The following is a 17038-nucleotide window of genomic DNA, read 5'->3' as shown; positions in this document are numbered from 1 at the left end:
TCCTAGAGGCGGCCGACGCTTTGCAGCAATATCAATGGTTAGAATTCTTCTTTGCGCTTTCCGCAAACCTTGGATCCGACCATGAACCCTCGCGTCCTGCAGGAGATTTCCCTGCGCTATTTCCTGGAAGTCGTGCGCACCGGCTCGGTCAGCGAAGCCGCCGCCCGCCTGGATGTCGCTCCGTCGGCCGTCAGCCGGCAGATTGCCCGCGTCGAACGCGAACTGGGCACGCTGCTGTTCGAGCGCCGCGCGCGCGGCATGGTCCCGAACGCCGCCGGCGAACTGCTGGCCGCGCACGCCAAGCGCATGCAGCAGGACGTGGAGCGCGTGGCGGGCGACATCCTGGCGCTGCGCGGGCTGCGCCAGGGTCATGTGCGCATCGTCAGCACCGAGGGCTATGCGTCGGAATTCGTCCCGGCCGCCATCGCGGCGTTCCGGCAGCACTACGCCGGTATCCGGTTCTCGCTGGATGTCTGCTCGCAGCAGGAGATTCCCCAGCGCATCCGGGACGGCTCGGCGGACATCGGCGTCACGCTCAGCCTGACGTCGCAGCGCGATATCCGGGTGGAAGCGCGCGTGCCCGCGCCGGTGCGCGCGATCCTTTCGGCCGGCCATCCGCTGGCCGACCGCCGCGAGTTGGCGCTGGCGCAATTGATGGCGTATCCGCTTGCGCTGCCCACGCCCGATTCCACGCTGCGCCAGCTGATCGACATCAGCTGCAGCCGCCAGCAGTTGCACTGCGAGCCGGCGTTCACCAGCCGCAGCATCGACGCGCTGGTGGGTTTTGCCAGCGCGGGCGGCGGGGTCGCCTTCTGCGGCGAACTGGCGATCCGCAACCGTCTGGCGTGGGGAAAAATCGTCGCCGTGCCCCTGCGCGACCGCGAGATGAACGAGCGCCACTTCGAGGTGCAGACGCTGGCCGGGCGCATCATGCCGGAAGCCGCCAAGGCCTTCATTGCCAGCATTGCCGAGGCTGCGCGGGCGGCGTCGGGGCCGATCGGCCCCGCCTAGGCGCGCCTGCGATCAGTACTGGTAGCGCATCGTCAGCATCGCGCTGCGGCCAGCGGCCCACGCGCCCTGGCTGTAGAAGCCGATCTGGCTGTAGTACTTGCGGTCGAACACGTTGTTCACGTTCAGTTGCGCCGACAGATTGCGGTTGAAACGGTAGCGCGCCATGAGGTTGGTCACGGCATAGCTGCCCTGCCCCACGCGCTCGTCGCCGTTGGGGCCGCTGGCGATGGTGTAAACGTGGCTTTGCCAGTTCACGCCCCCGCCCACCGTCAGGCGGTTCCAGTCACCCGGCAGTTGGTAGGTCGTGAAGACGCGCACCAGGCTGCGCGGCTGGTCGGTCTGGATCGCGTTGCCGTCGCCATCGCGCGCGGTCCAGTGCGACCACCCGGCCGCCACGTTCCAGCCCGGCGTCACTTCGCCCGACAGTTCCAGGTCGAACCCGCGGCTGCGCGTGCCTTGCGCCGCCGTGTACGCCTGGTTGGTCGTGCCCGGCACCATCTGACCGGGATCCGCCTGCGCCACGTTGTCCTGGTCGATCTGGAAGACGGCGGCGCTGGCATTCAAGCGGCCGTCCAGCCATTCGCCCTTGATGCCGGCTTCATACGACTTGCCTTCCAGCGGGTCCAGCCAGTTGCCGTTGCGATCCTGGTAGGTCTGCGGATTGAAGATGCCTGTGTAGCTGACGTACGCCGTGTAGGTGTCATTGATGTCGTACAGCAGGCCGGCGTATGGCGTGAAGTCGTTCTTGTCGAATTCGGTGCGCCCTTCGCCGCCAAACCCGACCGAATTGGTCTTCCAGGTGCTGTAGCGGCCGCCCACGATCAGCTTGAGCGGGTCGGCCAGGTTCAGGCGCAGCGCGCCGTACCAGCCGGTCTGCGTGGTGGTGTAGCGGTTGGCAATGATCGAATCGTTCCAGCCGGGTTCAGGATACGAGCCGTCCCAGTCCAGGAAATTGCCCACGGCGGCAGCGCCGATGGCAGACCGGTAGTTGAAGTCGCCCTTCTGCCGGTTGAAGCTTGCACCCACCACGGCCTCGTGGCGGCGGCCAAACAGCGTGAACGGGCCGTTTGCCTTCAGGTCCAGCGCGTTCTGCTTGCGATCGCCCAGATACCAGGCCGGCGAGGCGCCCATGCCCAGTCCGGTTTCCCGGTCCGGCCAGCCGTGCAGGTACAAGAGCTTGCCGTCCATTTCATTCTTGGAATACGAGCCCACGGCCTGCACGCGCCAGTCGTTGTCGAAGCGGTGCTCCAGGCTGGCAAACGCGCCCTGCGTGGTGCTGCCCCACGAGGACCAGCGCGCGCCGGTGTTCAGCGACCGGCGCCAATCGGTGCGCCCGCCGTCCGCGTACCAGAGCGGAAAGCCGCCCCACGTGCTGCCCTTTGGCTCGTTGTCCTGGTAGTTGTAGCCCACGCTGAGCGTCGTGCGCGAGGTCAGGTCGGCGTCCACCACGCCGTAGAAAACCTTCTTCTTGTTCTGGTAGTAGTCCAGGAACGAATGGTTGTCCTGGTACGCCGCCACGATGCGGCCGCGCACGCTGCCCTCGGCATTGAGCGGCGTGGACAGGTCAGCCGTGGCGCGATAGGTGTCCCACGTGCCCACGCCCGCGCTCAGGTCCGCCTTGAACTCGCGGCTGTCGGCGTGCTTGCGCACCAGGTTGATCGAGGCCGACGGATTGCCCGCGCCCGTCATCAGGCCCGTGGCGCCGCGCACGACTTCCACGCGGTCGTAGATGATCGGGTCGACGGACGACTCGCCCGCTGCATAGCCCACGTCGAACGCCGTGGGCACGCCGTCGTACATGTAGTTGGTGATGCTGAAGCCGCGCGAATTGAAGGTGTAGCGCTCGCTATCGAAGTTCTGCACCGAAATGCCGGGCGTGCTGGCCATCACGTCCGCCAGCGACCGCATGTCCTCGTCGTCCATGCGCTGGCGCGTCATGACGGTGACCGACTGCGGCGTCTCGCGCAGCGACAGCGACAGCCCGGTGCTGGCCGCCGTGGCGCGCGGCGTGTAGGAACCGGTTCCCTCGGTCGTGTTCGCGTTGGCGGTGTCGCCCACCACCTGCACCGACGGCATCGTGGCGACAGCGGCCTCCTGCGCGACCGCGCCTGCCGAGGCCAACGCCAGAAAAACCATCGCCGACGTGCGGCGCAGCACAAAACGAGGGTGAACAAGGGGGCCGCGCGCGACGCGTCTCTGATCTTGCATTGTGGCTTCCTACCGAATTGGAATAAGGGCGACAAATCGGCACGAAGTTTAAATGCAAATGCTTCTCATATCCACTAATGTTGTATTTTCCCCATTGTCCGGGGTCAAGCGGAGGCTTTTCCTGGCCGCTGCACCGCGCGCACCTTGCCGCTCTCGCCGCCCCCGCAGTAGAACGTGCCGCCACCGTCGGCTTCCAGGCCCGACACGCCGACACCCGCCGGCATCTCCACCGCCTCCAGGACTTCGCCGGTGCGCGGTTCGAGGCGCCGCAACTCGCTTTCTTCCGCTTCCCAGGTGCCGTGCCACAGCTCGCCATCCACCCACGTCACGCCCGTGACGTAGCGGTTGGAATCAATCGTGCGCAGCACCTTGCCTGTGCCGGGATCGACCTGGTGAATCTTGCGGTCGCGGTAGGCGCCGACCCACAGACTGCCTTCGGCCCACGCCATGCCGGACACGCAGTCGCCGCCGGGCGCGGGGATCGTGGACAGGATTTCCCCGCTCGAGGGGTCCACCTTCTGGATGTGGCCGTCGGCAATCTGATAGAGATAGGTGCCGTCGAAGGCCGTGCCCGCGTTGGCCGTTATGTCGAGCGCGCGGGAGGTCTGTCCGGTCACGGGGTCCATGGCGACGAGGCGGTCGCCCGTGGCGAACCATACCTGTTCGCCGTCGAACGTCAGTCCGTGGACAGCGTCGACGCCGGGGAACGGACCATATTCACGCAGGATCTTGGCTTGCGATCGTTTCATGTCGGCTTCCTTTTGTAGGGGTCCGTTCATGCTAATGGCCCGGCAGAATCACCGGAAGTAACAAGCTTGTCGTGAATCCCGGCACGGGCGGCAGCATCCAGCGCCGCGCGCGCCCCTGGCCGAAGGCCTGCACCTTGCCGGCCGCGGCCAGCGTCTCAAGCGCGCGCTGCACGGTGCGCTGGCTGGACCCGATGACCAGCGCCAGCGCCGAACTCGACCAGCCCTCGCCGTCGGCCAGAAAGGCGAGCAGCGCGCCCGCCTCCGGATCCGATTCCTCGCCCGCGGGCGCCAGCAGCGCCACGTCGCTCGCCACACGGGGCTTGAGCGCGTAGCCGTGCCGGGTGGCCTGCACGCCGGCCAGTGGGCCGATCACGGCACGCAGACGGCCCATTTCGACACGCAGGCGCGCGCGGTGCGTGTCGTCGAAATAGCGCGTGCGAAAGGCCTGGGCGATGAGCGCCTCACGCGTCGCCTCGCCGGGCCAGTTTTGCGCCAGCGCCCGCAACAGCGCAAACAGCACGGGGCGGCCGGCCAGCGCGATGGTCCCATGCGCTGCGCGCACGGCGTGCCGGCAGGCATCCACGACCAGCGCCCCGGACGCGAGTAACGCCTCGACCTCGTCCAGCGACAGGTTTCTTTCGCCGTCGGGTGCGATGCGCCGCGCCGCCGGCGCGTCCAGCGCCCGTTCGGCGTGTTCCACTTCCGCCATCAGCGCCGGGATTCTTGCCTGGCCGGCGCACTGCGCCGCGCGCGTGAGTGCGGCCCGGCCTGCCGCAGCCTGCTGGCGCCGGATGGCGATGCCCGCGACGATGAGTTCATGAATGGCCCGCGACGCCCACGGCAACGCGGCCACGTCCAATCCGGCAAGCGTGCGCTCGGCTTCGTCAAGACGCCCCAGCAGCAACTGGCGGCGGGCCGCCAGGTGACCGGCATGCGCGGCATTGACCACATCGCCGTGCGCCTGCAGCGTGGCGCGCGCGGCATCCAGCGCTTTCTCGCCATTGCCCAGGTCACGCGAAGCCAGCGCGATTTCGGCCCCGGCGACGACGCAGCGGGCCCGCGCCACGGCCTGCCGCGGCCCAAAAGCATGGGCGGCGCCTTGCAGCAAGCTACGCGCGCGCGCCAGATCGCCCAGCTGCGCCATGGCGATGCCGCGCAAGGCCAGCGCGGGCGCGTCGCTGCGCAGCGCCACGTGGTTCAACGCGCCCAGCGGGTCGCCCGCCGCCAGCGCGCGCGCCGCGGCCGAGATCAGAAAGTCCATGGAAAGTGCGCCACGCCTTGCCCCATTGTTCTTGCCAGGACACAAATCTACACCGGCGCGCCGCGCGGTTATTGCGGGGACGACACCGGCATGGGGGAGCCGCCGGGCGAAATCAGGAGCGGATAGGGGTTGAGCGCCCCGCCCCCGGCATAGATGCCGTAGTGCAAATGCGGCGGCGTGCCTTTGGCGTTGCCCGTATTGCCGACAAAGCCCAGTACGTCGCCCGGCGCAACGAGCTGGCCGCGGCGGATATCCGCATAGCCGTCCAGGTGCGCGTAATAGTGCATCTGCCGGCCCGGCCCCATCACCCAGACCACCTGGCCGCCCAGCGTGTTCTCGCCGATCCGCGTGACCACGCCTTCGGTTGCCGACAGCACCGGCGTGCCGCGCTTGGCGAAGATGTCGATGCCCTGATGCGAGCGCCCGCCCGACCGCGCGGCGCCCCAGGTGTCGGCCAGCCGGCGGGGCGCGACGCCCTGCACGGGTACGGGCAACGACAGCGGCGCGTCCTGCCAGGAAAGCCGCGCCATGTGCCAGGGTGCGCGCGCCGCTTCGGGCAGGCGAGGCCAGGCCCAAACCGCCAAGGCGGCCAGCGCGGCAAGCATGAGGAGTCGTCGGGTAAATCGCCAGGGGGTGCGGGCATCCATGCAGGGTTCGACGGACGGGCGGGCCGAGGGTTCCTGCCCGCCGGGTCGCGACACAGTGTTGCGGAAGCGGCGACGCGCCGGCCATGATGCGACCCCATTTTGGGCTTTGTCCCCGGTCCGGGCGTCCCGACAGGCTCTCCGGGGCCGTCGCAGCGTGTAAACTCCCCCCTTTTTGACTCTGGTGGTATGTTGCAAGCCCCCCAGCGCACAGGTTTAAGCGGCCCGACGCTCATTCGCTTGCTGACTCGCCTGACGGACGCGGAAGTCCAGCAGTCCAGGCAGTCGCTATCCGACCATCTGAGCCAATGGCTTGGCTGGACGGACGCGATCGCCCTGTCGGCGGCGCTCAATACCGCTCCGCCCGTGATTGCGCCCGGCGCCCGCATGTTCAGCAGCGCCGAAGAACGCGAATGCGTGCGGGTGCGTACCACGCTTGCCGACGCCATCGCCAGCGACACGGCGGCCACGGCCGCCAAGCGGGTTGCCCCGGCACGGGCGCCCGCCAAGAAGCTGGCGGCCGTCCTGGCCGAAGATGAGTTCGATTATTCGAGTTTTCGCCAACGGTATCTGTCGTTGCAGCACACGATGGAAACCAGCATTGGCAACCTGCGCAGCCGGCTGCGCGGAATGGTAGCCGCCCGCAACGGGGAATGGACGCGTCTGGCCGTCGTGGACGCGATCATGGACCGCGCGCTGCTGCCCAAGGAGCGGGCCCTGCTGGGCGCAATCCCGAAACTGCTGCAGGCGCACTTCGACCGCCTGCGCAAGGCCGAGGAAGCGGCGCTGGCGCAGGCTGCGGAGCAGGCCCTGGCTGAACCGGGCGCGCCGGCCGATGCAGCGGCCAACGTGCAAGGCGATACCGAGGCGCCCGGCGTTGACGCCGCGCAGGCCGGGACGTCGCCGCCCGCCCTGGCCATTACCGCCGGCGCGTGGCTGGACACGTTCCGTGCCGACATGCGCGCCGTTCTGCTGGCCGAATTGGATGTTCGTTTACAACCGGTCGAAGGGCTGCTCGCCGCCCTTCGCACCAGCTAATTAGGACACTATGTCCAAGAATCTGATCAATATCGTGGTTTTCCTGGCCGGACTGGCCGTTGTGGGCTGGATCGGCGCGGGTTACGCGGGCACGAACCCGCTGGCGCTGGCCGTGACGCTGCTGATCGGCGTCTGTTACCTGGCGGGCGCGCTTGAACTGCTGCGCTACCAGCAGGCAACGTCGTCGCTGACGCGCGCCGTATCGGACCTGAACGAAGCGCCGGGCAGCCTCGGCGCCTGGCTGGACAAGCTTCCGGCCGGACTGCGCAACGCCGTGCGCCTGCGCATCGAAGGCGAGCGCGTGGGCCTGCCCGGCCCGTCGCTCACGCCATATCTGGTGGGCCTGCTGGTCCTTCTGGGCATGCTGGGCACTTTTCTTGGCATGGTCGTCACGCTGCGCGGCACTGGCCTTGCGCTTGAAAGCTCGACCGATCTGGCCGCGATCCGCGCGTCGCTGGCCGCCCCCGTCAAGGGTCTGGGCTTTGCCTTCGGCACCTCGATCGCCGGCGTTGCCGCGTCCGCCATGCTGGGCCTGTTGGCCGCGCTTTCTCGGCGCGACCGTGTCCACGCGGCGCAGCTTCTCGATACCAGGACCGCGACCACGCTGCGCGTGTACTCGCAAGGCTACCAGCGCGAAGAATCCTTCAAGCTGCTCCAGCGCCAGGCCGAGATCATGCAGCGGCAGGCCGAAGCCATGCCCGCCATCGTCGGCCAGCTGGAATCCATGATGAAGAGCATGGAACAGCAGAACCAGGCGCTGAACGAACGCCAGATCGCCAGCCAGACCGCCTTTCAGGGCAAGGCCGAAGCCGCCTACGCCCGGCTGGCGTCCGTCATGGAACAGTCCATGAAAGACAGCGTGGCGCAAAGCGCGCGCTCTGCCGGCGAGGCCCTGCAGCCTGTCGTGCAGGCCACGATGGACAGCCTGTCCCGCGAAACCGCCACCCTGCAGGACACCGTCGCCCAAGCCGTGCGCCAGCAGCTCGAAGGCCTGACGGCAGGCCTGCAAGCCGCAACGACGGACGTCGCGGGCATCTGGAGCCAGGCGGTCGCGGGTCAGCAACGCGCCAGCGAGGCCATGGCCCAAGACCTGCGCGCATCGCTCGACCGCTTTGCCCAGACCTTCGAACAACGCTCGGCCAGCCTGCTGGACAGCGTGTCGGCACGTCTGGAGGCGTCGTCGGGCGACATGTCGCAAGCCTGGACCGAAGCGCTGTCGCGCCAGCAGCAGGCCGGCGAAAAACTGGCCGGCGACAACCTGCAGGCGCTCACCGCCGCGGCCGCCAGCTTCGAGCAGCATTCGGCGTCGCTCTTGCGCACCCTGAACGCGTCGCACGCCGCGCTGCAAACCGACCTTGCCTCACGCGACCAGCAGCGTCTGGCCGCCTGGACCGAGACGCTGGGCGCGATGGGCGCCACGCTGCGTCAGGAATGGGAGCAGTCCGGCGCGCAGGCCGCCGTCCGCCAGCAGGAAATCAACGACACCCTGGCGCAGACCGTGCGCGACGTTGCCGAACAAGCCGCCGCGCAGGCGGCCCTGCTCGAAGGCGTGTCGGCCCGCATGGAGGCCGCCGCCAACGGCGTGTCGGACCAATGGACCCGCGCGCTTGCCCGCCAGGAAGAAGCCAGCAGCAAGCTGGCCGCCGGCAATCAGGCCGCGCTGGAAGCCGCCACGGCAGCATTTGAGCAACACGCCGCATCGCTCCTGCGCACGCTGGACCAGTCGCACACCGAATTGCAGGCCGCCCTGGCCGCCCGCGACGAAGAACGCCTTGCTGCGTGGAGCGGCACGCTGGGCGCCATGACCGCCAAGCTGGGCCAGGACTGGGAACAGGCCGGCGCGAACACCGTCGCCCGCCAGCAGGAAATCAACGACGCGCTCGCCCAGACCGCGCGCGGCATCGCCGGCCAGACCGAAGCGCAAGCCCGGCTGCTGCAAGACGTGTCGACCCGCCTGGAAACGGCGGCCGGCAGCGTCACGCAGGCCTGGACGGACGCCCAGACCCGCCAGGAAGACCTTGGCAAGCAACTGGCCGCCGACAACCAGCGCGCCCTCGAAACGGCGGCGGCCGCCTTCGGCCAGCATGCCGACGCGCTGCTGCGCACGCTGGACCAGTCGCACGCCGACCTGCAGGCCGCGCTGGCTTCGCGCGACGAAGAACGCCTGACCGCCTGGACCGGCTCGCTGACGGCGATGGCCGCCAAGCTGGGCGAAGAATGGGAACAGGCCGGCACGCAGGCCGCCCTGCGCCAGCTGGAAATCAGCGACGCGCTCAGCCAGACCGCCCGCGACATCACCGCCCAGACGCAGCAACAGGCCGCGCTTCTGGAAACCGTGTCGTCTCGCCTGGAGACGGCCGCCGGCGGCGTCACGCAAGCCTGGCTAGACGCGCAGACCCGCCAGGAAACCGTCGGCAAGCAACTGGCCGACGACAACCGCGACGCGCTGCAAACCGCGTCTGCCGCCTTCGGCGCGCATTCGGCCGAGCTGCTGCAGACGCTGGAACAATCGCACACCGCCCTGCAAGCGGCACTGGCCGCCAACGACGAGGAACGCCTGGCCGCCTGGACGGCCAAGCTGGCGGACATGGCCAATGCGCTGCGCACCGAATGGCAGCAGGCAGGCGCGCAGGCGGCCGGCCTGCAACAAGAGATCTGCGACACCCTCAGCCTCACTGCGCAGGACATCACCGCGCAAACACAGGCCCACGCCAGCGAAACCATCGCCGAGATCGGCCGTCTGGTCCAGGCCGCGTCCGAGGCGCCGCGCGCCGCCGCCGAAGTCATCGGCGAACTGCGCCAGAAGCTGTCGGACAGCATGGTGCGCGACAACGACATGCTCGAAGAACGCAACCGCCTGCTCGAGACGCTCGGCACGCTGCTGGACGCCGTCAACCACACCGCGGCCGAGCAGCGCACGGCCGTCGATGCCCTGGTGGCGTCGTCGGCAGACATGCTGGAACGCGTGGGCGCGCAGTTCACCGACAAGGTCGAGTCCGAAACCGGCAAGCTGACCGAAGTCGCCTCGCTGGTCACCAGCAGCGCGGTCGAGGTCGCCAGCCTGGGCGAATCCTTCGGCGCCGCCGTGCAGGCCTTCGGCGAATCGAACGACAAGCTCACGGCGCACCTGCAACGCATCGAAGCGGCGCTGGACAAATCCATCGCGCGCGGCGACGAGCAACTGTCCTACTACGTGGCGCAGGCCCGTGAGGTCGTCGACCTGAGCCTCATGTCGCAAAAGCAGATCATCGAGAACCTGCAGCAGCTCGCCGCCCAGCGCGCCACGGCCGGAGCGGAAACGGCATGAGCGAGGATATCGACGGCGGCGTGGAGCCGACGGCGCCGGCCTGGGCCGTCTTTGGCGACCTGATGTCGGTGTTGCTGGGCGCCTTCGTCCTCATCCTGGTCAGCGTCGTCGCGGTGCAGTTGCAGTTGTCGACGCAGCTTGAGGAAGAGGTCAAGCAGCGCCAGGAAGAGACGCAGCGCCGCGAGACGCTGGAACAGGCGCTGGCCGGCCCGCTTGCCGCTGGCCGCGTGACGCTCGTGAACGGCCGCATCGGCATCAGCGGCAGCGTGCTCTTCGCCCTGAACTCCGATCAGCTTCAACCCGAAGGCCGCGAGATCCTGAAAAGCCTGATCGAACCGCTGTCCGCCTACCTGAAGACCCACAACGAAATCCTGATGGTCAGCGGCTTCACCGACGACCAGCAGGTGCGCGAGGGCAACCGCCGCTTTGCCGACAACTGGGATCTTTCCGCGCAGCGCGCCCTCACCGTGACGCGCGCGCTCATCGACGAAGGCGTACCGTCGTCAATGGTCTTTGCGGCGGCCTTCGGCGCCGAGCAGCCGGTCGCGTCCAACGCGGACGAGGAAGGCCGCGCCAAGAACCGGCGTGTCGAAATCACGCCCATCCCCAAACCCTCGAACGAAGCGGGTAAGCCCGGTGAGCAGTGACGGCAGCCGCGAGGCGGTCCTGGACCCGCGCGCCGTGCTGGACGGCTGGCGCGCCAGCGGCGCCGACCGCGCCGACCCGCTGCGTTTTCATCTGATCGACGCGCTGGCACGCCGCGCGGCTGCTTATGACGGCCCCGCCCGCGAGCGGATGGATGGGCGGCTGGCCGAGCTGATCCAGGCGTACGAATCGGCGCTGACGAACGCGGGCGCCGCGGAGGACCTCCCTGGTTCACCGCCTGCCCCCGAACACGGCCCCCTCGCCGGCCTGGTCGCCTACCTGGACAACCCCGGTGCACCCGGCCAACCGCAGGCTGCGGACGCGCAAGCCCACCGCGCGTGCGCCGAGCGGCTCGACCCGCTGGGCCTGCGCGCCGCCTATCCCGAGCTGCCGCTCCTCGACGAATTCCAGACGCTCTGGTCCCGCTTCAGCGCCGACCGCCAGGTTCGCCAGTCGCAGGAACAGGTCCACAAGAACGCCGGCCCGCTCAACTCCAATCAGCTCGTGCACCGCGCGCTCTCCCTGATGCGCGAAATGTCGCCCGGTTACCTGCAGCAGTTCCTGTCATACACGGACGCGCTGATGTGGATGGAGCAAATGACCGCGGCGGCCGCCCCGGCGCCCAAGGAAGCGCCCCGTGCCGGCGCCGCCAAAAAGTCCGCGCGCAGTAAGCCCCGCAAACCAGCCAAGGAAAGCAAGGAATCCGCCTGAGGCCGATTTGCACGCGGCGGCTCGGCGCAGTACGATACGTTCCATATACGAAACATATACGGATTACATCCACCATGGGTATCGTCAAAATTTCCGAGCAGATGCACGAGAACCTGCGCGTTGCCAGCGGCGCCCTCAGCCGCTCCATCAATTCCCAGGCCGAACACTGGATGCGCATCGGCATGCTCTCCGAGCTTTATCCCGAACTGCGCCATGCCGACATCTGCCAATTGCTGATCCGCATCGACCAGGCCGAAGGCTTCACCATCGCCTCCCTCTCGCAAGGGTTGCCGCAACCCGCGCAGCAGGAGGCCGCATAAATGGCCAAGAAGGTTTCCATCAAATCGGCCGCCGACATCGAAATGGCCCGCAAGGCGGGCGCCATGGCGGCCGAAGTGCTGCACATGATCGGCGAACACGTTCGCCCCGGCGTCACCACCGACGAGCTTGACCGCGTCTGTCACGACTACATCGTCAACGTGCTGAAAGCCACGCCCGCCAACGTGGGCTACCACGGCTTTCCCAAGACCATCTGTGCGTCGGTCAATCACGTGATCTGCCACGGCATTCCGTCGGCCAAGGTGCTCAAGAACGGCGACATCCTGAACATCGACGTCGCGGTCATCAAGGACGGCTGGTTCGGCGACACCAGCCGCATGTATTACGTCGGCCAGCCCAGCCCCCTGGCGCGCCGCCTGGTCAACACCACCTATGAAGCCATGCGCGCGGGCATCATGGCCGTCAAGCCCGGCGCCACGCTGGGCGACATCGGCCACGCCATCCAGACCGTCGCGCACCGCGAGCACTTCAGCATCGTGCGCGAATACTGTGGCCACGGCATTGGCCAGATCTACCACGACGATCCGCAGGTGCTGCACTATGGCCGGCCTGGAGAAGGCCTGGTGCTGCAGCCCGGCATGATGTTCACGATCGAACCCATGATCAATGCCGGCAAGCCGCAGACCAAGCAACTGCCCGACGGCTGGACCGTCGTCACCAAGGACCGCTCGCTGTCCGCCCAATGGGAACACATGGTCGTCGTCACCGAGACCGGCTACGACGTGCTGACCACCTGGCCCGACGGCTTCGGCGACTACCCGCCCATTCCCTGACCGAAGCGCGTCCTTGCCGCAGCGCAAGGACCGGAGTGCGGGGCCGCAAGGGTACGATCAACATCGTGCCCTTGCCGTTTGCGCGGCGCCCGCCGCTCCCTTCCCATGCCCGCCCTGCCCTCCGCCTTCCGCCGCCTTGCGGCGTCGAACCTTGCCGCGCAATTCTCCGAGCAGATCGCGCTGGCGGCTGCGCCCTTGTATGCCGTGCTGACGCTGGGCGCCACCGCGGCGCAGACCGGCTATCTGCAGACCGCGCAAACGCTGCCGTTCCTGTTGCTTTCCCTGCCCGCCGGTGTGCTGGCCGACCGGATGTCGCGCCGAACCCTCATGACTGGCGCCGAGTGCGTGCGCGCGGCAAGCCTGATTGCACTGCTGACGCTTTTGTGGACGGGCGGCCTCAGCCTGCAATGGCTGGCGGCGCTGGGCTTTGCCGGGGCGGTGGGCACTGTCGCCTACAACGTCGCGGCCCCCGCGTTGGTGCCCAAGCTGGTTCCACCTGCCGAACTGTCCAACGCGAACCGCTGGCTGGAGCTGGCGCGCAGCGCCGCCTTTTCTGCCGGTCCGGCCGCGGGCGGCGCACTGGTCGGGTGGATGGGCGCATCCACCGCTTACGTGCTTGCCACCACCCTGTCGCTGCTGGCCGCCGTGTTTCTTGCCGGCCTGCCGCAAGATGCGCCCAAGCCCGCCATGCGGCGCCATCCGCTGACCGAACTGCGCGAAGGTGCGGCATTCGTCGCCACACATCCCTTGTTGCGCCCGGTTCTCTTGACCGCCCTCTTCTTCAATACCGCGTGGTTTATCCTGCTGGCCATCTACGTTGCCTACGCCGTGGATCGGCTGGGCTTGTCGGCCGCGGGCGTCGGCATCACGCTGGGCATCTACGGCGCGGGGATGCTGGCCGGCGCGCTGGCGGCACCGTGGCTCGCGCGCCGGCTGTCGTTCGGCGCGATGATCGGCGCGGGACCGCTATCCGCGTTGCTGGCCAGCATCATCCTGCTGACGACGCTGGCCTTTCCATCGGGCGCATGGGCGGCCGTGGGCTTCTTCCTGTTCGGCGCAGGGCCCATCCTGTGGACCATCACCACGACCACCCTGCGCCAATCGGTCACGCCCAACGCCTTGCTGGGCCGTGTGTCATCCGTCATCGTGACGGCCAATTTCGGCGCGCGGCCCATTGGCGCCCTGATCGGCGCCACCCTGGCTGCGAAGTTCGGCGTAGAAGCCTGCCTCTGGGTATCGACCGCCGGCTTCTTCATCCAGTTCGCCGTGCTGTTCACGTCGCCGGTGCTGCGGTTGGAAAGGCAGCCGGAATTGGTTCCTGCGCAACCCGCTATCAAGGCCAAGCAATCCCGCTGACGAATGCCGTGGCTCGCGAGACGACATCGCCGCATCCGCGGCCCATCGTGATCACATGCTCACGGTCTGCCAGCAGCTGCAAGTGCACATTCGTGTTGCGCGCCGTTTTCGCGATCTCGAACGCGCCGGATACGGTCGCGACGCCGTCGTGCCGTGCATGGATGACGAGGCACGGCGCTCGCACCATGTCCATCCGGCGCAGTACCGCGGCCGCCAGCTTACGCATCTGGCCCAGCGCCCCCCACGGCGTGCCCGGCAAGCCCGCGCGGCGCTGCCGTCCCGGCAGCGCGCGATGCCGGGCGATGCCCAGCACACGCAACACCGGCAGCAGGAAGGCCCTGCTTGCCCGGCGCGGACCCGCACGGCCGTCATGACGGAGCACGGGCGATAACGCCAGGACGCCAGCCACGTGGAACGGCCGTTCCTGCGCCAGGGCAAGGGCCAGCACGGCGCCCGTGGCGATTCCGCCGACGACGATGCGATCGGTCCGGCTGGCCAGCATATCCGCCCCCCGGCGCACGCTGGCCAGCCAATCCATCCACCCTGCGCCGGCCAATTCTTGGAGCGACCCGCAATGGCCCGCCAGCTTGACCGCCATGACGCTGTAGCCCTGTTCATTCAGTCCGCGCGCCAGTTCATGCATTTCCCAGGGCGCGCCGCCCAGGCGGTGGATCAGCAGGATTCCCGTGCGCGCGCGCTCGCCCTTGCCCACAAGCAACTGCTCGCCCGCCTGGGGCGACAACGGCGGCAGTGGGCCGTCGCATGCCGTCGCCGTCCGGATGACGGACGTCGCGCACGGGTCCGGACACGCCGTCACCTTGCAGACCCTGTCGAGCGTGGTCATGCCGACGCCCCCCCGCGCTGATAGCGTTCGGGCGGCAAGCGTGCGCCCACGGCCACGCGATACGCCTCGAGCGTGCGGAACATCTTTTCTCCCAGGCGCAGATGCGCATCTGCGAACGCCCGCGCGTTGGCCACAATGGCCTGGGCATGCCAAGGCCGGTTCCGGATCTGCAGGATGCAGTCGGCATACGCCGCGACGTCGCCCCGCGCGGCAAGCCACCCGGTACGGCCGGGCACGACGATCTCCGGCAGGCCACCCACATTGCTGGCAACCACGGGCCGCTCGCCGGCGAAGGACTCGGGCACGATGCGCGACCAGGCTTCGGTCGCGGACGGAACCAGCACCACGTCCGCGGCGCGGATCATGTCGGGCACGTCGGTCCGATGACCTGCAAACACGACATGCTCCGCGATGCCCAGATCCACGGCCAGGCGGTACAGCGAATACGCATACGGTTGTGTGCGCGCGGTTGCCATGCCCACGACCAGGGCCACCGCGGGCACGCCTTGAATGCGCAGGCGTTGCACCACGTGAAGCAGATCGGCCTGGCCTTTCTCCGGGCGCAGCATCCCCACGGTAGCGATGACGTAAGACGCCTTGGGCACCGGTATCCCCAAGCCGCGACGGATCCGCAGGATGGCATCCGTCGCGTCACCGGACCGAAAGAACGCGTCGCCGGCCCACTCCCCGACCACGCTGATCCGGTCGTCCGGCACCAGCCGGGCCGCCAGCAGTTCTTGTTTGCCGACGTCGCTGGTGGCGATGACGTGGTCGCAGCCGAGTTTCCATTCCAGCCGGCGGCGCAAGGATGAACGCATGGGCTTGGCAAAATGACGCGTGCGCACGACGGCACACAGATCCCGGCACAGCGCGGCCGTCTTGGCGTCGGCGCGGCTATGGCTATCGATGACCTGGATGCGCATCGCCTGGACGGCCCGGCGCAGCGCCAGGACGGTCCTGGGCGAGTAGGCAGGGTTGAAGTCAATATCCACGGTCGTCAGCTTGCGCTCGCGCGCGGCGTGACTCACGGCGCTGCCCGAGGGCGACGCAATGGCGACTTCGTAGCCGTGAAGGTGCAGCCAGCTCGCCTGCTCCAGCGTGCGGAATTCCAATCCGCCCAGACTGCGCTCAGCCAGCGTGTGCAGTATGCGCATGATGATCCAATACATTCAGACAGGCCGCCAGCACTTCGCCGGGCGTGATCGAGTTGATGCCGCTTGGCGGATGCCGCGGCACCACGAACGCCGAACCGCGCCGGCGCCAGAACCACTCGGGATTCGCTTCGTTGAAAACGCCCACATACGGCACGCAAGCGCCTTGCGCGATGTGCGAAGGGCCGCAATCGTTGGCCACCACCAGCCGCGCGCGCAGCATGATGGCGCTCAGCTCGGCGATGGGCCGGCAATAGGCAATGGAGAAGTCGGGCCGCTGCATCGCGCGCAGGGCATCCCGCTCCGCGGCTTCCTGCTGGCCCAGCACAAAGAGAAAGCGGGTGCCGGCGCCCAGCAGCGGTTTCAGCCTGTCGGCCAGCCGCAGGTAGTTCGACAGGCTCCAGCGCTTGAAGTCGCCGGCGCCGCCTCCGGGAATCATCACCACGTCGCCGCCCAACGGCACGCGCAGGTGCGGACGCGCCAGCGTATAGAAACAGGCGCGAGTCGCCCCTTCCAGGTCGAATGGCCGGTACGACGCCAGCAAGCGCAGATTGGCCTGGCCGATGTATTCGGTGATGTCCTTGCGATGGCAATGCGTCCAGGCCACGTCGCTGAAGCGGGCATTGCGAAAGCCCAACCGGATCGCCGGGCGGCGCAGCAGATTGACCACGCCGAATCGCTCGCTGCTGTGATGCAGGCTGACGGACATGCGGGTCTCGGATTTCAGGCTGCGCAGGTAATCGATGAATGTCGAGGCACGCACGAACTCGTCGACCCACGGCAGCGCCCGGTAGAAATTGCCCACGTCGTCACGGGCGACCACCTTCAGCCGGCGCGATGGCCACCATGTCTTGAGCTGATACAGCGTTGGCATGGCGACGATCTGGTCGCCCAGCTGCGGCTGGCTTCTGACATACACAACGATCTCCGACACCTGCGGCCTCCGTATTGACGGCCAGTTGGCCGATGGCCGGCAATGTATCGGGAGCCGTCAGGCAAAT

Annotated in this window: 15 protein-coding genes; 8 read left to right on the top strand and 7 right to left on the bottom strand. The window is 68.1% G+C overall.

Annotation, left to right across the window (positions count from 1 at the left end):
- Window positions 1-81: 81 nt before the first annotated feature.
- Complete coding sequence (locus ASD87_RS05620; protein WP_056318235.1) at window positions 82-1011, top strand: LysR family transcriptional regulator; 930 nt, start codon at window positions 82-84, stop codon at window positions 1009-1011.
- A gap of 12 nt (window positions 1012-1023) precedes the next feature.
- Here ASD87_RS05620 and fhuE read toward each other — a convergent pair whose 3' ends face one another.
- The 4 genes from fhuE to ASD87_RS05600 form a co-directional block, all read right to left on the bottom strand.
- Window positions 1024-3219 (bottom strand): ferric-rhodotorulic acid/ferric-coprogen receptor FhuE, encoded by a 2196-nt coding sequence (gene fhuE / locus ASD87_RS05615; protein WP_056318232.1) that lies wholly within the window; start codon window positions 3217-3219, stop codon window positions 1024-1026.
- A 104-nt stretch (window positions 3220-3323) separates the two neighbouring features.
- Window positions 3324-3968 carry a PQQ-binding-like beta-propeller repeat protein gene (locus ASD87_RS05610; protein WP_056318229.1) on the bottom strand — a complete coding sequence of 215 codons (645 nt, stop codon included), beginning with the start codon at window positions 3966-3968 and terminating at the stop codon, window positions 3324-3326.
- Window positions 3969-3999: 31 nt separating this feature from the next.
- Window positions 4000-5229, bottom strand: coding sequence for a hypothetical protein (locus ASD87_RS05605; RefSeq protein ID WP_056318226.1), 1230 nt, complete (start codon window positions 5227-5229; stop codon window positions 4000-4002).
- A 68-nt stretch (window positions 5230-5297) separates the two neighbouring features.
- A complete protein-coding gene (locus ASD87_RS05600; RefSeq protein ID WP_082586199.1) occupies window positions 5298-5876 on the bottom strand; it encodes a M23 family metallopeptidase in 579 nt (192 codons plus the stop codon).
- A gap of 186 nt (window positions 5877-6062) precedes the next feature.
- Between ASD87_RS05600 and ASD87_RS05595 the strand changes: the two genes are divergently transcribed.
- From ASD87_RS05595 to ASD87_RS05565, 7 genes are all read left to right on the top strand, one after another.
- A complete protein-coding gene (locus tag ASD87_RS05595) occupies window positions 6063-6911 on the top strand; it encodes a DUF3348 domain-containing protein (RefSeq protein WP_056318223.1) in 849 nt (282 codons plus the stop codon).
- Window positions 6912-6921: 10 nt separating this feature from the next.
- The gene (locus tag ASD87_RS05590) at window positions 6922-10218 is read left to right on the top strand and encodes a DUF802 domain-containing protein (protein ID WP_056318221.1); all 3297 of its coding nucleotides are present in this window, start codon (window positions 6922-6924) and stop codon (window positions 10216-10218) included.
- On the top strand, window positions 10215-10865 hold the full coding sequence (locus ASD87_RS05585; protein ID WP_056318218.1) for an OmpA family protein: 651 nt from the start codon (window positions 10215-10217) through the stop codon (window positions 10863-10865). The genes ASD87_RS05590 and ASD87_RS05585 overlap by 4 nt, the downstream gene beginning before the upstream one ends.
- A complete protein-coding gene (locus tag ASD87_RS05580) occupies window positions 10855-11574 on the top strand; it encodes a DUF2894 domain-containing protein (protein WP_056318215.1) in 720 nt (239 codons plus the stop codon). Before ASD87_RS05585 ends, ASD87_RS05580 begins: the two co-directional genes overlap by 11 nt.
- 74 nt (window positions 11575-11648) lie before the next feature.
- Window positions 11649-11894, top strand: coding sequence for a ParD-like family protein (locus ASD87_RS05575; RefSeq protein WP_056318213.1), 246 nt, complete (start codon window positions 11649-11651; stop codon window positions 11892-11894).
- Window positions 11895-12686: a type I methionyl aminopeptidase gene (map, locus tag ASD87_RS05570; RefSeq protein ID WP_056318211.1), complete on the top strand. Its 792-nt coding sequence runs from the start codon at window positions 11895-11897 to the stop codon at window positions 12684-12686.
- Window positions 12687-12791: 105 nt separating this feature from the next.
- Window positions 12792-14042 (top strand): MFS transporter, encoded by a 1251-nt coding sequence (locus tag ASD87_RS05565; RefSeq protein WP_056318209.1) that lies wholly within the window; start codon window positions 12792-12794, stop codon window positions 14040-14042.
- Here ASD87_RS05565 and ASD87_RS05560 read toward each other — a convergent pair.
- From ASD87_RS05560 to ASD87_RS05550, 3 genes are read right to left on the bottom strand one after another with little or no spacing between them, the layout of a single operon-like run.
- Window positions 14020-14886, bottom strand: coding sequence for a carboxylesterase (locus ASD87_RS05560; protein WP_082586198.1), 867 nt, complete (start codon window positions 14884-14886; stop codon window positions 14020-14022). The genes ASD87_RS05565 and ASD87_RS05560 overlap by 23 nt on opposite strands.
- On the bottom strand, window positions 14883-16040 hold the full coding sequence (locus ASD87_RS05555; RefSeq protein WP_056318208.1) for a glycosyltransferase family 4 protein: 1158 nt from the start codon (window positions 16038-16040) through the stop codon (window positions 14883-14885). Before ASD87_RS05555 ends, ASD87_RS05560 begins: the two co-directional genes overlap by 4 nt.
- The gene (locus ASD87_RS05550) at window positions 16015-16971 is read right to left on the bottom strand and encodes a glycosyltransferase family 9 protein (RefSeq protein ID WP_056318206.1); all 957 of its coding nucleotides are present in this window, start codon (window positions 16969-16971) and stop codon (window positions 16015-16017) included. Before ASD87_RS05550 ends, ASD87_RS05555 begins: the two co-directional genes overlap by 26 nt.
- Window positions 16972-17038: the final 67 nt, after the last annotated feature.

It is taken from the genome of Achromobacter sp. Root170 (genome assembly GCF_001428165.1).
GTDB lineage: Bacteria > Pseudomonadota > Gammaproteobacteria > Burkholderiales > Burkholderiaceae_B > Achromobacter > Achromobacter mucicolens.
The sequence above is the reverse complement of the archived record's forward strand: the minus strand, read 5'-3'. Positions and strand labels throughout refer to the sequence as shown.

What these genes read in the sequence shown, in the direction of transcription:
- map (WP_056318211.1), top strand. Translation starts at nt 11,895, where the DNA reads ATGGCCAAGAAGGTTTCCATCAAATCGGCCGCCGACATCGAAATGGCC.
- ASD87_RS05610 (WP_056318229.1), bottom strand. Translation starts at nt 3,968, where the DNA reads ATGAAACGATCGCAAGCCAAGATCCTGCGTGAATATGGTCCGTTCCCC.
- ASD87_RS05560 (WP_082586198.1), bottom strand. Translation starts at nt 14,886, where the DNA reads ATGACCACGCTCGACAGGGTCTGCAAGGTGACGGCGTGTCCGGACCCG.
- ASD87_RS05605 (WP_056318226.1), bottom strand. Translation starts at nt 5,229, where the DNA reads ATGGACTTTCTGATCTCGGCCGCGGCGCGCGCGCTGGCGGCGGGCGAC.
- fhuE (WP_056318232.1), bottom strand. Translation starts at nt 3,219, where the DNA reads ATGCAAGATCAGAGACGCGTCGCGCGCGGCCCCCTTGTTCACCCTCGT.
- ASD87_RS05565 (WP_056318209.1), top strand. Translation starts at nt 12,792, where the DNA reads ATGCCCGCCCTGCCCTCCGCCTTCCGCCGCCTTGCGGCGTCGAACCTT.
- ASD87_RS05555 (WP_056318208.1), bottom strand. Translation starts at nt 16,040, where the DNA reads ATGCGCATACTGCACACGCTGGCTGAGCGCAGTCTGGGCGGATTGGAA.
- ASD87_RS05600 (WP_082586199.1), bottom strand. Translation starts at nt 5,876, where the DNA reads ATGGATGCCCGCACCCCCTGGCGATTTACCCGACGACTCCTCATGCTT.
- ASD87_RS05595 (WP_056318223.1), top strand. Translation starts at nt 6,063, where the DNA reads ATGTTGCAAGCCCCCCAGCGCACAGGTTTAAGCGGCCCGACGCTCATT.
- ASD87_RS05575 (WP_056318213.1), top strand. Translation starts at nt 11,649, where the DNA reads ATGGGTATCGTCAAAATTTCCGAGCAGATGCACGAGAACCTGCGCGTT.
- ASD87_RS05620 (WP_056318235.1), top strand. Translation starts at nt 82, where the DNA reads ATGAACCCTCGCGTCCTGCAGGAGATTTCCCTGCGCTATTTCCTGGAA.
- ASD87_RS05590 (WP_056318221.1), top strand. Translation starts at nt 6,922, where the DNA reads ATGTCCAAGAATCTGATCAATATCGTGGTTTTCCTGGCCGGACTGGCC.
- ASD87_RS05585 (WP_056318218.1), top strand. Translation starts at nt 10,215, where the DNA reads ATGAGCGAGGATATCGACGGCGGCGTGGAGCCGACGGCGCCGGCCTGG.